Here is a 14,712-nt window from a genome sequence, read left to right on the forward strand (position 1 = left end):
GGACATCTCATGGAATTCAAGTTATCCGTTCCCGATCTGGGCGCCGAGCGCGCCGGCAACACCGACACCCCGGGCGTCTGGCATTTCGACTCGGGCGTGCCCGGCAGGTCGCTGATGGTGTCGGCGCTGGTGCACGGCAACGAGCTGTGCGGCGCCTGGGCGCTGAAGGACCTGCTGGCCGCGGGCTTTCGGCCGCGCCGCGGCAGCCTGACGCTGGCCTTCTGCAACCTGGACGCGTTCGACCGTTTCGATCCGGCCAGCCACGACGCCTCGCGCTTCGTGCAGGAGGACATGAACCGGGTCTGGAGCGCGCAGCGCCTGGACGATCCGTCCACCGCCGACCGCCGGCGCGCCGCGGCGCTGCGGCCCTGGGTCGAGCGCGCCGACTGGCTGCTGGACCTGCACTCGATGCATGAGCCGGGCGAGCCGCTGCTGCTGACCGGCGTGCTGCCGCGCAATATCGCGCTGGCGAAGCGCCTGCAGGCCCCGCGCCACGTGATCGTGGATGCCGGTCACAAGGACGGCGTGCGGATGCGCGATTTCGCGCAGTTCGGCGACCCCGCGCGCGAGGACGCCTGCGCCTTGCTGATCGAATGCGGATTTCACGGCGATCCGGCCTCGCGCGAGGTGGCGCGCGACATGGTGGCGCGCATGCTGCTCGAATCGGGCGTGGCCGACGCGGCCGACCTGCCGGCGGGCTGGCTGCTGCCGGCTGCGGCGGCGCAACGCGTGCTGGAAGTGACCGACGCGGTGGTCGCGCCGTCGATGGACCTGCGCTTTTCGCAGCCGTGGAGCGGCCTGGAGACGCTGGAGGCGGCCGGTTCGGTGCTGGGCTGGGCCGACGGCCAGCCCATCGTCACCCCTTACGACCGCTGCACGCTGGTCATGCCCTCGCTGCGCCAGCTCAAGCCGGGCGTGACGGTGCTGCGGCTGGCGCGCGACTACGCCGGCTGAACCTTCAGCGCTGGGGCGTGTAGCGCAGTTCGTCGAGCTGGTAGCCCTGGCTCTTGGCCGCCGCCAGCGCCTTATCCAGCTCTTCCTGGGGCAGCTGGGGCGAGCGCGACAGGATCCACAGGTACTTGCGGTCGGGCGTGCCGATCACGGCCCAGCGGTAGTCCGGGTCCAGCCCGATCACCCAGTAATCGCCCTTGAACGGCTTGAAGAACGAGACTTCGAACTTGGCGTTGCCGCTGCCGTCGACCACCGTGGCGGTGCCCGAGGCGGAGTCGATGTCGCCGTCCTTGGTGCGGCAGCGGTTGTTCACGCCCATGGTGCCGTCGGCGTGCATGGTGTACTCGGCCGTCGTATCCCCCACGCAATTGCGCTGGTAGAACATGGGGAAATTGGCGATCTCGTACCACATGCCGGCGTAGCGTTTCAGGTCTACCGATTCGACGGTCTGCATGGGCGGCGCGGCATGGACGATCCCCGCCACGCTGGTGGCCAGGGCCAACAGGAATGCTGCGGTGCGGCGCATGAGGGAACCTCCTGAAAATCCTAACGATACGCCTTATTTGCGCGGCGCCTTCAGCGCCTCGTGGTAACGGGCCACATAGGTATCGAAATCTTCTGTGTCCGATTGCTCCAGCCGCAACTGTTCCGTAACGGATTGCGCGGCGGCCTGCTCATAGGCGCGGGCCAGGTCCGCGGGCAGGGCCTGCGCGCGCAGCGCGTCGGCATGCTTGCGGCTGAGTTCCAGCGAGTAGTCGTGGAACGACAGCCCGCTTGCCCGCAGGGACGCCAGCAGGCGGGCCGAGGGCGTGGCGTCGGGCTGGTCCAGCTTGGCGCGCTGCGCGTCGAGCGCTTCGGCGTAGGCGCTGCCGCCCAGGGCGGAATCGTACAGCGCGGCGTAGGGCGCGATCTGGTCCAGCAGCTGGTGGCCCCACTGGGCCAGGCCGATGGCCTGGCCGTCGCGGTCCAGCGTCAGGCCGGGCTTGCGGCCTTCCTTGACCACGGTGGAGAAATTGTCGGCGCTGCGCTGGCAGTAGCCGTTGGCCGGGAAGTAGGGGCTGTCGGAGGCGGCGCAGAACAGCAGGAACGCATCGACGAAGCGGCCGGTGGCGGCTTCGATGCCGACCGGCGACTCGGGATCGATGTCCAGGCAGCGCACCTCCACGTACTGCACGCCGCGCTCGGCCAGCGCCGTGATCGGACGCTCGCAGCGGCCGGTGGCGCGCTTGGGCCGGATGCTGGAGTAGTACTCGTTTTCGATCTGCAGCACGTTGGTGTTGAGCTGGATCCATTCGCCGTCGCGGTGGGTGCCGATCTTCTGGTAATCGGGCCAGGGCTTGGTCACCGCGTCGTACAGGCGGCCCAGGAACGTGTCCAGGTCGTTGTAGCAGAGCTTGAGCTGCGACTGCGCCTTGTTCTGGTAGCCCAGGTCGCTCATGCGCAGGCTGGTGGCGTAGGGCAGGTACAGCGTGTCCGCGTCCAGCTTGTGCAGCGGATGTTCGCGGCCGCGCAGGAAGTCGCTGGCCAGCGCGGGCGCCGCGCCGAACAGGTACATCAGCAGCCAGGAATAGCGCGTGAAATTGCGGATCAGGCCGATGTAGCCGCGCGAGCGGCGGTCCTGGGCGGTGCCGGGCTGCGTGTCCAGCACCGACCAGAGGTCATCGGCCAGCGAATAGTTGTAGTGCACGCCCGCGATGCACTGCATGGTCTTGCCGTAGCGCACGGCCAGGCCGCGGCGGTAGACGTGCTTGAGCATGCCGGTGTTCGAGGTGCCGTACCAGGCGATGGGAATGTCGGCTTCGGGCGGCAGCGTGGCGGGCATGGACTGGTTCCAGATCAGTTCATGGTCCAGCACGCTGTAGACGTGGCGATGGGTATAGTCCAGTTCCGCCAGCAACGCGTCCACGTCCGTATGCGTGCCCGTGATGAGTTCGAGCAGCGATTCGGAATAGTCGGTGGTGACGTGTTCGTTGGTCAGGGCCGAGCCCAGGCCGGCGGGGTGCGGCGTGCGGGCGAGCAGGCCTTGCTCGTCCACGCGCAGGCCTTCTTTCTCGATGCCCCGCAGGGTCTGGGTCAGCAGCGAGCGGTTGGCCTCCAGGCGGGAGAGGCGGTTGGCGGCAGTATCGGTCACGGGTTTTTCTCGTTTGGGTCTGACGTCGGATTTTACGGGGTGCCAGCCTCCTGTGCCGAGGGTGTCAATACTGGGGACAGGGACAATGCCTGGGCCGTGCGCGCCAGCCACTCGTCCAGGTCGGCATAGACCGGGTCGGCGATGGGCGCGGTTTCGTTGAAAATCTCGTGCCAGGCGCTGTCGTACCAGCGCAGCGTGAGCAGTTCGGCCGGCGCGCGCTGGGCGAACTGGCGGCTGCCCTCGGCGGCGACGATGGAGTCGTCGCCGGCCACCATCAGCAGGGTGCGGCAGGGCAGCAGCGGGGCCTCTCGCAACGATTCGCGGCCGCCTTCGTCGACGAAACGCGCCAGCCGGCCCGTCATGCGGCGGCGCACCAGAGGATCGGACCGATAGGCGCGCACCACGGCCCGGTCGTGCGAAATCCGGGCCGGGGCCAGCCCGTGGGGCACGCGCAGGTCGGGCGCGTGCAGCGACATCCAGGTCAGCGTGCGCCGCACCCACAGCGGCACGTTGACCACGAAGGGCGGCGAACTGAGCACCAGCGCGTCGATATCGGCCAGGCCGTGCAGCGCGATGCGCACCGCGACCAGCGCGCCCAGGCTGTGGCCCAGCACGATGGGCGCGCGCCCCTGGGCCAGGGTCCAGGCCTGGAGCCGGTCCACGGCGTCGGCCACCAGGTCGTCCTGGCGCCTGAGGGTGGCCGGCGGCCCGCCCGAATGGCCGTGGCCGCGATGGTCGTGCGCGCCCACCTCCCAGCCGCGGGCCGCCAGCCAGCGCGCCAGCCGGTCATAGCGCCCGGCATGCTCGCTCAGCCCGTGCAACAGGTAGATACTGGGGGTGCCCGGCCCGGCGATGGGCGGGGGCAGGTTGGGGGCGGCCGGCCAGGCATAGTTGGCCAGCGGCGTGCCATCGGGCGCGGGGGTCAGCGAAATCGGCGACAATTTCCGGCTTCCTCGAAATGAATAGACCGTCGGGGTCTCGGTAATGACGATTTCATCGCTGTTTCGTTTCATGTTCAAGAAAGCCGGCATGGCGCTGGCGCTGGCCCTGCTCGTGGCGGCGTGCTCGCCCAGCTACAACTGGCGCGAAGTCGACGTGGCCGACGGCCACGTGCGGGCGGCGTTCCCGGACCGCGTCGCGTCGGACACGCGCGACCTCAAGCTCGACACCCATACCCTGAAATTCACGCTGGCCAGCGCCAACGTGGGCGAGGCGGTCTTCGCCGTGGGCTCGGCCCCGCTGCCGCCGGACATCGCCGCGGACCCGGCGGCGCGGCGCGCGCTGGGGCTGGCGCTGATGCGTTCGCTCTACGTCAACATGCAGGCCGTGCCGCCGCTGGAATGGCCGCCCTACGGCGACGTGATCGAAATCCACGGCAAGGCCATGGGCAAGCCGGGCTGGCTGCAGGCCCGGGTCTGGGTGACCGATACCATGCTGATCGAGGCGGTGGCCGCGGGCACGCAGGAAAGCCTGCCGGCCGAACGCGCGCGCGAATTCCTGCGCTCGGTCGTGGTCAAGCCGTGATGTCGCCGAGCAGGCCGCGGCGCAGGGCTTCGACCACCGCGCTGCGCCGGCCGCGCACGCCGAGCTTGGCGCAGGCGTTGCGCAAATGGAAATTCACCGTGCTTTCGCTCACGCCCAGGATGCGGGCGGTCTCCCAGCTGGTCTTGCCCAGCGCGGCCCATCGCAGGCAGGCGACCTGGCGCGCCGACAGGGAAGCGTTGCGGGGCATGGCGGACATGGCGGCGGCAGGCGAGGGGCGTTTCGGTTGACGGGTCGCCTCATGCTGCGCCGCGCGCGGGCGCCGGGCAAGCAACGATGCCTTGGCGCATCGATTTCTTTATCTTTGACGGAATAGTCGTATGCCTGCCATCGTGCAGTTCTATTTTTCGGCCATCGTGCTGATGCTGCCCCTGCTTTCCTGCGTCGGCATCGGGGTGTACTGGGCGCGGCGCGAGCTGCCGTTCGGCGGCGCCTTCATCACCACGCTGGTCACCTCGGTGACCACGCCCGCGCTGGTGTTCCACACCTTCGTCACCACCCATCTGGACGACCGCGCGCTGGCCGACGTGGCCGTGGCGACGCTGCTGGCGCTGCTGCTGTGCGCGCTGGTCAGCGCGCTGTTGCTGAAGCTGTGGAAGCTGCCGGTGCGCACGCTGCTGCCGACCGCCTTCCTGCCCAACGCCGGCAACCTGGGCCTGCCGATTTCGCAGATGGCGTTCGGCGACGCCGGCCTGTCGGTGGCGGTGGCGTTTTTCGCGGTCAATTCCTTCGTCATGCACACCGTCGCCGTGCGGCTGCTGCCGGGCGTGAACACCAAGGGCAGCTGGAAAAGCCCCATCCTGCTGGCCTCCGTGGTGGCGGTGGCGATGCGCCTGCTGGACGTGCCGGTGCCCGCCTGGATCGTCGAGACCTCGCGCATGCTGGGCGCGGTGACCGTGCCGCTGATGCTGCTGAGCCTGGGCCACGCGCTGGCGCTGATTCCTTCAGGCGGCCTGCGCGACGGCGCCAAGGTCGCCGTCATCCGCCTGGCCGTGGGCCTGGGCGCGGGCCTGGCGGTGGTGTGGGCGCTGGACCTGGAGCCGCTCCTGGCCGGCGCGCTGAGCCTGCAGATGGCCATGCCCTGCGCCGTCGTCAGCTACATGTACGTCAAACGCTACACGCCGCTGGGCGACACCGCCGCCGGGGCCGTGCTGGTCTCCACCGTGGCGTTCCTGGCGCTGGCGCCGGTGATGCTGTGGCTGTCGCGGGGCGGGGCGTATTGATTTGGGTACAGGGGCGTATCTATCCATTCCCCATACGCCATTGGTCCATTTCCCTCACGCACATCAAACCGCCCCGGCCATTTCCCGCAGCTGCGCCATCAACGCGTCGGGCACGTCCACGCCGTGCTTGAGCGCCGCTTCGCGCAGTTTGTGGCGGCGGTCGCCGGGCAGGCGCACGCCTTCGTCTTCCAGCATGGCGTCGACCAGGGTCTCGACGCGTTCCAGATAGGCCTCGTTGCCGGCCAGCGCGCCCGGGTCGATGGCCAGGAAGGCCTGGCCCAGGCGGGCCGGGCCGCCGTCGTCGACGAAGAACGATTCCGTCTCGAAACCGAAATGGGCGCCGGTCAGCGCGCAGGCCAGCAGTTCGACGATGAGCGCCAGCATCGCGCCCTTGACGCCGCCGGCCGGCAGCATGCTGCCGGCCAGGCCGGCCTTGGGATCGGTGGTGGGCTGCCCCTGGGCGTCCAGCGCCCAGCCCAGCGGGATGGGCTGGTTGTCGCGCGCGGCGATCATGAGCTTGCCGCGCGCCACCTGCGACAGCGACAGGTCGATCAGCAGGCGGGCGCCGCCGCGCCGCGGGAACACCGCGGCGATGGGGTTGGTGCCGAACAGCGGGCGCTTGCCGCCCCAGGCGGGCATGGCGGCCGGCGAATTGCTCAGCGCCAGCGCCACCAGGCCGGCGTCGGCCAGGGCTTCGAGGTGATAGGCGGCCGCGCCGAAGTGATGGCTGTTGGTCACGCCCACGAAGGCCACGCCGTGCTCACGGGCGCGCGCGGCGGCCTGCTCGACCGCCAGCGCGCAGGCCGGGAACGCCAGGCCCGAGCCGGCGTCGACCAGCGCCGCGCCGCCGCGTTCGTGCACGAGGCGCGGCACGGCCGAGCCGATGGCGCGGCCGGCGCGCAGGTGGCCGGCGTAGAACGGCACGCGCGACAGGCCGTGCGAGCCCAGCCCCTGGCTTTCGGCGTAGACCAGCGCGCGCGCGGTGCTGTCGGCCATCGCCGGGTTGGCGCCGGCGGCCGCCAGGGCGGCCGCGGCGAGCAGTTGGAGTTCGTCCAGATAGATGTGAGCCATATCCTTTCCGTCAGGAGGCGGCGCGGGCGTGCTGCGCGGCGCCGCCGGTAAGGGCTATTGTCACACCGGCGGCCACCATGTCGGAAACGCGGGTGTTGGCCTCCTGCGTCAGGCCGGCGATGTGCGGCGTGAGGATGAGGTTGGGAACGCCGGCCAGCGCGCTGCCGGCGGGCAGCGGCTCTTCGGCGTACACGTCGAGCGCCGCGCCGCGCAGGCGGCCGGCCCGCAGCGCCTCGGCCAGGGCGGCTTCGTCCACGATGCCGCCGCGCGAGGTATTGACCAGCACGGCGCCCGGGCGCATGCGGGCGATGCGTCCGGCGTCCAGCAGCCGGCGCGTGCCGGCGGTGAGCGGCAGGTGCAGCGTGACGGCGTCGGCCCGCGCCAGCAGCGCGTCCAGCGGCACGGCGGCGACGCCCGCTTCTTCCCAGGCGGGATGGTCCGGCGGCAGCGCCGCGTCGCAGCCGATGACCTGCATGTCCAGCCCGCGCGCCAGGCGCGCGGCCAGCCGGCCGATGCCGCCGAAGCCCACCACGCCTAGCGTGCGGCCGTGGACTTCCAGGCCTTGCGAGAGCGCGTTGCGGGGCCACTGTCCGGCCGCGACCGCCGGCGTGGAGAAGTAGGCGCCGCGCAGCAGCGCCAGCACGGCGCCGATCACGTATTCGGCCACGGCGCGCGCGTTGGCGCCGGTGGCCGGCACCACCGCGATGCCGCGCGCGGCGCAGCCGTCCAGGTCGATGTTGTCCAGTCCCACGCCGAGCCGCCCCACGGCCCGCAGCCGGGGGGCGGCGGCCAGCAGTCCGGCGTCGACGCGGCTGCGGTTGCGCACGATCAGGCCGTCGGCCGCCGCCGCGGCCTGCAGCAGGGCCTCGCGGCGTTCGACCAGGTCGGGCTCATAGCGCACGTCGAAGCGCCGGCGCAGCGCCTCGACCGCGGGCGCGTCCATGAACTCGGAGATGAGAATGTGCATGGGGAGTCCCTGGCTCAGGCGACCTGGATATTGGCCTCGTGGATGATCTTGGCCCAGCGCGCCACCTCGGACTTGAGATAGGCGCCGAACTCCGCCGGGCCGCGCGGCTGGGGCACGAAGCCCAGCTGCCGCAGCGCCTGCTGCATGGCGGGTTGCGACACCTGGCGCACGATGGCGTCGCCGATGCGCTGGACCCGCGCCGCCGGCGTGCCCGCGGGCGCGAGCACCCCGGTGAAGTTCTCCACGATCAGGTCGGGCAGCCCGGCCTGCTGCACGGTGGGCACGTCCGGCAGGTCGGGGCTGCGCTCGCGCGTGGTGATGGCCAGCGCCCGCAGCGCGCCGTTCTTCACGTGCGGCAGCGATTCGGGATAGTTGGAGAACACCACGTCCAGGTGGCCGCCGATCAGGTCGGTGAGCGAGGGCGCGCCGCCTTTGTAGGGAATGTGCATCAGCGGCAGGCCGGTGAGCTTCTGGTAGAGCGCCAGCGTCAGGTGCGGCGGCGTGCCGTTGCCGCTGGAGCCGGCCGACAGCGACTTGGCGCGCGCCGCGCGGGCCAGGTCGGCCATGTTCTTGATGTCGCTCTTGGCGTTGACCACCACCATGATGGGCGAGGAAGCCAGCCCCGCCAGCGGCGTCAGGTCGCGCGTCAGGTCGTAGCCGGCCTTGCCGGCGAAGAGCGTGGCGTTGGCCGCGTGCGACAGCGTGATGGCCAGCCAGGTATAGCCGTCGGGCGCGGCGTTGGCCACGTGCGTCGCGCCGATGTTGGCGTTGCCGCCGGGGCGGTTTTCCACCACCACGTTCCAGTGCTCGGCGTCGCCCAGCGCCTTGCCGACCTGGCGCGCGGCCACGTCGGTCAGCCCGCCGGGCGGGAAGGGTACCACGTAGTTGATGGGCCGTTCGGGCCACTTGCCGGCTTGCGCCAGCGCGCCCTGCCACGGCGCCAGGGCGCCCAGGCCGGCGGCGCCGAGCGCGCCGAGCAGGCGCCGGCGCAGCGCGGCGTCCGGGGTGAGATCGTGTTCGCTGCTCATCTGTCTTCCTCCTTGGGGGATGCCCCGGTAGGAATGCAAGGGCGCGCGCTCAGGCGCTTTCGAAGATGCGGGTCAGGACGAATTCGCGATGGCCCAGCGCCTCGGCGGCGGTCCAGCGGCCGTTGGCGGTGGCCAGCATGCATTCGAGCAGCTTGTCGCCGGCCTGGCTCAGGTCGATCTCGCGTTGCAGCAGGCCGCTGGTGTCCACGTCGATGTGTTCCGACATGGTGCGCACCGTGCGCGGATTGGCGCAGATCTTGATGACCGGCAGGATGGGATTGCCGATCACGTTGCCCTGGCCGGTGGGGAAGAAGTGCACGGCGTAGCCCGAGGCCGCGCACAGGGTCACCATCTCGGCCGCGGCCGAGGACGAGTCCATGAACCAGAGGCCGGGGCCGTCGGGGATTTCGGCCTTGTCCAGCACGCCGTCGACGCGGCACTGCTTGCCGATCTTCTGGATGTTGCCCAGCGCCTTTTCCTCGATGGTGGTGAGGCCGCCGGCGATGTTGCCCTTGGTGGGCTGGGACTCGGACAGGTCGCTGGTCTTCCAGCGGTCGATCATGTCCTGGTAGCGGTTGAACATGAACATGAAGCGTTCGCGCACCGCGTCGTTGGCGCAGCGCTCGGCCACGATGTGCTCGCCGCCGGTCAGTTCCGAGGTTTCGCCGAACACCAGCGTGGACCCCAGCGCGTAGAGCTTGTCGAAGGCGTTGCCGACGGTGGGGTTGGCGCCGCAGCCCGAGGTGGTGTCGGACTCGCCGCACTTGGTCGAGACCCACAGGTCGGCGATGGGGCATTCGCTGCGCGCCAGCGCGGTGGCGTAGTGCACGAACTCCTTGGCGCAGCGCGAGGCGCGCATGATGGTGTCGTGGTCGCCGTGCAGTTCGATGCTGAAGCCCATGACCGGCTTGCCGGTGGCGGCGATGCCGTCGACCACGCGCTTGGTCCAGCCTTCTTCGATGCCTATCACCACCACGGCGGCGACGTTGGGATTGCAGCCGGTGCCGATCAGGGTGCGGAAGTGCAGTTCCAGGTCCTCGCCGAACTGCAGGCGGCCGTAGGGGTGGGGCAGGGCCAGCGTGCCCTTGATGTTGTTGGCCACGGCCTCGGCCGCGGCGTTGGAGATGTCGTCCACGGGCAGCACGATGACGTGGTTGCGCACGCCGACGCGGCCGTTGTCGCGGCGGTAGCCCTGGAAGGTGGTCGAAGCGGAGATGACGGACATGGCGGATTCCTTTTCGAGTGGGGGGCTTACCAGCGCTTGGTCTTGATGTTGTGCACGTGGGCGTGCTGCCCGGCCTGTATGGGCTGCACCACCCGGCCGATGTCGACGCCGTACTTGTAGACGGTGTCGCCGACGGCCATGTCCTTCATCGCCACCTTGTGGCCGATGGGTATGTCCTGCGAGGCGCGCACGTGGATGATCTTGTCCTCATCCATGATCCAGGCGTTCAGTTCCGTTCCGGCGGTGACGCCTTCCACCACGGCGACCGCCACCGTGTCCTTCGCATCGTGCAATACGGCGTGAATCATTGTCTTCCTCCTGGCTGGGACGCCGGCCGGACGCGGCAGGCGCTACGGTCAGGAGATCTTATGGCCGCAATTTCTCTAAGTCAACTAAATCATATATATGAATTGTATGACTTGAGCCGGTTTCGTCCGCGCCGCTACACTGTGGCCTCCCGGTTATTGCGATGCACCCATGAATATCAGCCTGTCATCGACCGTGCCCCTCGGCAGTCCACTGTATGCGCAGGTCAAGCAGGCCGTGCTGGCCGCGCTGGCCCAGGGCGAGTGGAAGCAGGGCGAGGCCATCCCGCCCGAGAAGCAGCTGGCCGAGCGCTTCGGCGTGTCCATCGGCACCTTGCGCAAAGCCATCGACGACCTGGCCGCCGAGAACATCCTGGTGCGCCACCAGGGCCGCGGCACCTATGTGGCCGTGCATACCCGCAACCATCATTTCTTCAAGTTCTTCCGCATCGTGCGCCAGGACGGGAACAAGTCCTATCCCAGCACCGAGCTGCTGCGTTTCCGCCGCCAGCGGGCCTCGGCCATCGCGCGCGAGAAGCTGAACCTGCCGGCGGGCGCGATGGTGTTCGAGTTCACCAACCTGCTGTCGCTCAATGGCGAAGTCGTGATGATGGACGAGCTGTGCCTGCCGGAGTCCTGCTTTCCCGGCATGACCGAAGCGCACCTGCGCGAGCGCTCAAGCACCCTGTACGCGCTGTACCAGGACGTGTTCGGCGTGAACGTGATCGCCACCGACGAGCGCCTGCGCACCTGCCTGGCCGAACGCGCGCAGGCGCGGGCGCTGGGCGTGGCCGAGGGCAGCCCCTTGCTGGAGATCCGCCGCGTCGCGTTTTCGTACAAACGCCAGCCCGTCGAGTGGCGGATCTCGCGCGTCAATACCGAACGCTACGAGTACCTCGGACAGGAGCCCTGGGGGGAAGGGGTCTGAGGCCTGTTGCTGCCGCGCGCGCCAGCAGTGCTAGAATTCCTGCCGCAGTATTCAATTTTCGGCGCCGATTTGCCTGATCCGCTTGCGGGCGCCTTCCAATAAATCCAGCTAAAGAGGTCCGTATGACCACTCCTGCCCAGAATTTGGCCGGTGATTCGGCCAGCGGGTTCGTCCCCGCCGCCATCACGACCGCCGCCGCCGCTGATCCCGGCTCCGTCGGTCTCGTCGCTCCCACTTTCATACGCTTCGATGAGCCGCTGCCGCTGTCCAGCGGCCAGTCGCTGGCCGCCTACGAGCTGGCGGTGGAGACCTACGGCACGCTCAACGCGCAGCGCAGCAACGCCGTGCTCATCTGCCATGCGCTGAACGCCTCGCATCACGTGGCCGGCCAGGCGGCCGACAATCCCTCCGACGTGGGCTGGTGGGACAACATGGTCGGACCGGGCAAGCCGGTGGACACCGACGTGTTTTTCGTGATCGGCGTCAACAACCTGGGCTCGTGCTTCGGCTCGACCGGCCCGGCCAGCATCAACCCGGAGACCGGCAAGCCCTGGGGCGCGGCCTTTCCCATGCTGACCGTGGAAGACTGGGTGCGGGCGCAGGCGCGGGTGGCGGACCACTTCGGCATCGAACGCTTCGCCGCCGTGATGGGCGGATCGCTGGGCGGCATGCAGGCGCTGAGCTGGGCCATCACGCTGCCCGAGCGGGTCGCCAACTGCGTGGTCATCGCCAGCACGCCGCGGCTGTCGGCGCAGAATATCGGCTTCAACGAAGTGGCGCGCCGCGCCATCATCACCGATCCCGACTTCCACGGCGGCGACTATTACGCGCAGCAGACGGTGCCGCGCCGCGGCCTGTCGGTGGCGCGCATGATCGGCCACATCACCTATCTGTCCGACGACGACATGGCCGAGAAGTTCGGCCGCGCCCAGCGCGCCCCGGCCGAGAACGGCGCCTACCGCTACGGCTACGACGTCGAGTTCGAGGTGGAGTCGTACCTGCGCTACCAGGGCGAGAAATTCACCCGCTACTTCGACGCCAACACCTATCTGCTGATCACCCGCGCGCTGGATTATTTCGATCCGGCCCGCAACGCCGGCGGCGACCTGGCGCGCGCGCTGGCGCCGGCGCAGGCCGATTTCCTGCTGGTGTCGTTCTCGACCGACTGGCGCTTTCCGCCGGAGCGCTCGCGCGAAATCGTGCGCGCGCTGCTGAAGAACGGCAGCCCCGTGACCTACGCCGAGATCGACGCGCCGCACGGCCACGACGCCTTCCTGCTGGAAGACGCCCGCTACCATGCCGTGGTCCGCGGCTATTACGAACGCATCGCGCGCGAGCTGGACCTGGGCGCCGCGCGCCCGAACCAAGGACGTTCCGAATGAGCCCCGTGACTCCCCGCCCCGCGCCCGGCGCCCTGCGGCCCGACCTGGCGCGCATCGCGAGCTGGATCCAGCCCGGCAGCCGCGTGCTGGACCTGGGCTGCGGCGACGGCGCGCTGCTGGCGCACCTGCGCGACCACCGCCAGGTGCGCGGCGCGGGCGTGGAGCTGGACGACAACTGCGTCATCGCCTGCGTGCGGCGCGGCGTGGAAGTGATCCAGCAGAACCTGGAAGACGGCCTGGCCCTGTTCGACGACAAGCAGTTCGACACGGTGGTGCTGTCGCAGACCCTGCAGTCCATGCACCGCACCCAGCACATCCTGCGCGAGATGGCGCGGGTGGCGCGCTACGGCGTGGTGTCGTTTCCCAACTTCGGCTACTGGCCGCACGGCTGGTCCATCCTGCGCGGCCGCATGCCGGTCACCGGCCAGATGCCGTACCAGTGGTACAACACGCCCAACATCCACCTGTGCACGCTGCGCGACTTCGAGCAGCTGGCCGGCGAACTGCGCCTGGACATCCTGGAGCGCGCCACCTTCAACGAAGGCCGCGAGATCAAGCTGCTGCCGGGCTGGCGCAGCACGCTGGCGGTGTACCGTTTCGCCTCGCCCTGACGCTGCGGCCCGCAGGCCCTAAAATGCCGCAAGCCGCCGGCCTCCAGCGCCGGGCCGGCGCGTTACCGGAGACCGTCATTACCGCTGCATCCAACGTCTACACCAGTCCCCGCGTGGCCCCTTTGCTGGTCCTGGGCTTCGCCAGCGGATTGCCGCTGGCCCTGACCAGCGGCACCTTGCAGGCCTGGGCCACGGTGGAAGGCGTGCCGCTGCAGCAGATCGGTTTCCTGACCCTGGTGGGCACGGCCTACACCCTCAAGTTCCTGTGGGCCCCGTTCGTGGACCGCTACGTCCCGCCCCTGCTGGGCCGGCGCCGCGGCTGGATGCTGGTGACCCAGCTGCTGCTGGCCGCCGCCATCATGGCGATGGGCGCGCTGTCGCCGTCCTCGGCGCTGCAGCCGCTGGCGCTGCTGGCGGTGCTGGTGGCGTTCCTGTCGGCCACCCAGGACATCGCTTTCGACGCCTATTGCACCGACGTGCTGCGCAAGGAAGAGCGCGGCGCGGGCGCGGCCATCAAGGTCATGGGCTACCGGCTGGCCATGATCGTGTCGGGCGGGCTGGCGCTGATCCTGGCCGACCAGTGGATAGGCTGGGGCTACACCTACATGCTGATGGGCGGGCTGATGCTGCTGTGCGCGCTGGCCACGCTGTGGGCGCCCGAGCCCGAACACGTCGCCACCGCGCCGCGCAGCCTGCGCGAGGCGGTGGGCGAGCCGCTGCGCGAATTCTTCACGCGCCGCGGGGCGCTGGCGGTGCTGCTGCTGATCGTGCTGTACAAGCTGGGCGATGCGTTCGCCGGCGCGCTGTCCACCACCTTCCTGATCCGCGGCGCGGGCTTCAGCCCGACCGAGGTGGGCACCGTGAACAAGGTGCTGGGGCTGGCCGCCACCATCGTCGGCGCGCTGGCCGGCGGCTCGCTCATGTCGCGCTGGGGCCTGTACCGCTCGCTGATGGCCTTCGGGCTGCTGCAGGCGGTGTCGAACCTGGCGTACTGGATGATCGCCGTCAGCCCCCAAAGCATCTGGCTCATGGCCACGGCGGTGGGCATAGAGAACCTGTGCGGCGGCCTGGGCACGGCGTCCTTCGTCGGCCTGCTGATGGCGCTGTGCCGCCAGCGCTTTTCGGCGACCCAGTTCGCCCTGCTGTCGGCGCTGTCGGCGGTGGGCCGCACCTACCTGGCCGGCCCCCTCACGCCGCCCCTGGTCGACAGCCTGGGCTGGCCCGGCTTCTTCCTGCTGACGGTGCTGATCGCCTTGCCCGGCCTGGTGCTGCTGCACATGCTGCGCGGGACGATAGAGACGATGGAGAAGAACGGGGCGTGACCGGGCGACGCGCACGGCGCGGGATT

Annotated in this window: 16 protein-coding genes and 1 riboswitch; of the genes, 7 read left to right on the top strand and 9 right to left on the bottom strand. The window is 69.7% G+C overall.

The features are described from left to right. The first annotated feature begins 9 nt into the window (after positions 1-9). Entirely contained in the window at positions 10-954 is a 945-nt protein-coding gene (locus C1I89_RS13380) for a succinylglutamate desuccinylase/aspartoacylase domain-containing protein (RefSeq protein ID WP_102773260.1), read from the top strand. A gap of 4 nt (positions 955-958) precedes the next feature. Here C1I89_RS13380 and C1I89_RS13385 read toward each other — a convergent pair whose 3' ends face one another. Genes C1I89_RS13385 through C1I89_RS13395 form a run of 3 tightly spaced genes read right to left on the bottom strand, consistent with a single transcriptional unit; the run spans position 959 to position 4,023 of the window. Beyond that, entirely contained in the window at positions 959-1,477 is a 519-nt protein-coding gene (locus C1I89_RS13385) for a lipocalin family protein (protein WP_102773261.1), read from the bottom strand. 33 nt (positions 1,478-1,510) lie between these two features. Next, on the bottom strand, positions 1,511-3,082 hold the full coding sequence (gshA, locus tag C1I89_RS13390; protein ID WP_102773262.1) for a glutamate--cysteine ligase: 1,572 nt from the start codon (positions 3,080-3,082) through the stop codon (positions 1,511-1,513). Positions 3,083-3,114: 32 nt separating this feature from the next. After that, the gene (locus tag C1I89_RS13395; RefSeq protein WP_102773263.1) at positions 3,115-4,023 is read right to left on the bottom strand and encodes an alpha/beta hydrolase; all 909 of its coding nucleotides are present in this window, start codon (positions 4,021-4,023) and stop codon (positions 3,115-3,117) included. 43 nt (positions 4,024-4,066) lie between these two features. Here C1I89_RS13395 and C1I89_RS13400 point away from each other — a divergent pair, with 43 nt between their 5' ends. After that, positions 4,067-4,606, top strand: coding sequence for a hypothetical protein (locus C1I89_RS13400; RefSeq protein WP_102773264.1), 540 nt, complete (start codon positions 4,067-4,069; stop codon positions 4,604-4,606). On the opposite strand, the gene C1I89_RS13405 is transcribed toward C1I89_RS13400, so the two are convergent. Then, a complete protein-coding gene (locus tag C1I89_RS13405; RefSeq protein ID WP_102773530.1) occupies positions 4,596-4,814 on the bottom strand; it encodes a helix-turn-helix domain-containing protein in 219 nt (72 codons plus the stop codon). The two genes, C1I89_RS13400 and C1I89_RS13405, sit on opposite strands and share 11 nt — an antisense overlap. Before the next feature lie 130 nt (positions 4,815-4,944). Here C1I89_RS13405 and C1I89_RS13410 point away from each other — a divergent pair, with 130 nt between their 5' ends. Next, positions 4,945-5,847, top strand: a complete 903-nt coding sequence (locus tag C1I89_RS13410; protein WP_102773265.1) for an AEC family transporter — start codon at positions 4,945-4,947, stop codon at positions 5,845-5,847. 63 nt (positions 5,848-5,910) lie between these two features. Here the strand turns inward: C1I89_RS13410 and C1I89_RS13415 are convergent, their stop codons facing one another. Genes C1I89_RS13415 through C1I89_RS13435 form a run of 5 tightly spaced genes read right to left on the bottom strand, consistent with a single transcriptional unit; the run spans position 5,911 to position 10,446 of the window. Then, positions 5,911-6,918: an Ldh family oxidoreductase gene (locus C1I89_RS13415; protein WP_102773266.1), complete on the bottom strand. Its 1,008-nt coding sequence runs from the start codon at positions 6,916-6,918 to the stop codon at positions 5,911-5,913. A gap of 10 nt (positions 6,919-6,928) precedes the next feature. Further along, the gene (locus C1I89_RS13420; RefSeq protein ID WP_102773267.1) at positions 6,929-7,885 is read right to left on the bottom strand and encodes a hydroxyacid dehydrogenase; all 957 of its coding nucleotides are present in this window, start codon (positions 7,883-7,885) and stop codon (positions 6,929-6,931) included. Between the two features lie 14 nt (positions 7,886-7,899). After that, positions 7,900-8,913, bottom strand: coding sequence for a Bug family tripartite tricarboxylate transporter substrate binding protein (locus C1I89_RS13425; RefSeq protein WP_102773268.1), 1,014 nt, complete (start codon positions 8,911-8,913; stop codon positions 7,900-7,902). Positions 8,914-8,962: 49 nt separating this feature from the next. After that, entirely contained in the window at positions 8,963-10,138 is a 1,176-nt protein-coding gene (locus C1I89_RS13430) for a UxaA family hydrolase (RefSeq protein ID WP_102773269.1), read from the bottom strand. A 26-nt stretch (positions 10,139-10,164) separates the two neighbouring features. Then, complete coding sequence (locus C1I89_RS13435) at positions 10,165-10,446, bottom strand: UxaA family hydrolase (protein WP_102773270.1); 282 nt, start codon at positions 10,444-10,446, stop codon at positions 10,165-10,167. 169 nt (positions 10,447-10,615) lie between these two features. On the opposite strand from C1I89_RS13435, the gene C1I89_RS13440 reads away from it, so the two are divergent. The 4 genes from C1I89_RS13440 to C1I89_RS13455 all read left to right on the top strand — a co-directional run bounded on the left by C1I89_RS13440 (position 10,616) and on the right by C1I89_RS13455 (position 14,686). After that, a complete protein-coding gene (locus C1I89_RS13440) occupies positions 10,616-11,371 on the top strand; it encodes a GntR family transcriptional regulator (protein ID WP_102773271.1) in 756 nt (251 codons plus the stop codon). Positions 11,372-11,422: 51 nt separating this feature from the next. Then, a riboswitch (SAM riboswitch) is annotated at positions 11,423-11,504 on the top strand. Further along, the gene (gene metX, locus C1I89_RS13445; RefSeq protein ID WP_181390943.1) at positions 11,494-12,753 is read left to right on the top strand and encodes a homoserine O-succinyltransferase MetX; all 1,260 of its coding nucleotides are present in this window, start codon (positions 11,494-11,496) and stop codon (positions 12,751-12,753) included. Its footprint overlaps the riboswitch before it by 11 nt. Further along, positions 12,750-13,364: a methionine biosynthesis protein MetW gene (gene metW, locus C1I89_RS13450; RefSeq protein ID WP_102773272.1), complete on the top strand. Its 615-nt coding sequence runs from the start codon at positions 12,750-12,752 to the stop codon at positions 13,362-13,364. Before metX ends, metW begins: the two co-directional genes overlap by 4 nt. Positions 13,365-13,387: 23 nt before the next feature. After that, positions 13,388-14,686 carry a muropeptide transporter gene (locus tag C1I89_RS13455; RefSeq protein WP_258231425.1) on the top strand — a complete coding sequence of 433 codons (1,299 nt, stop codon included), beginning with the start codon at positions 13,388-13,390 and terminating at the stop codon, positions 14,684-14,686. The last annotated feature ends 26 nt before the right edge of the window (positions 14,687-14,712 follow it).

It is taken from the genome of Achromobacter pulmonis, assembly GCF_002885955.2.
Lineage (GTDB): Bacteria > Pseudomonadota > Gammaproteobacteria > Burkholderiales > Burkholderiaceae_B > Achromobacter > Achromobacter pulmonis_A.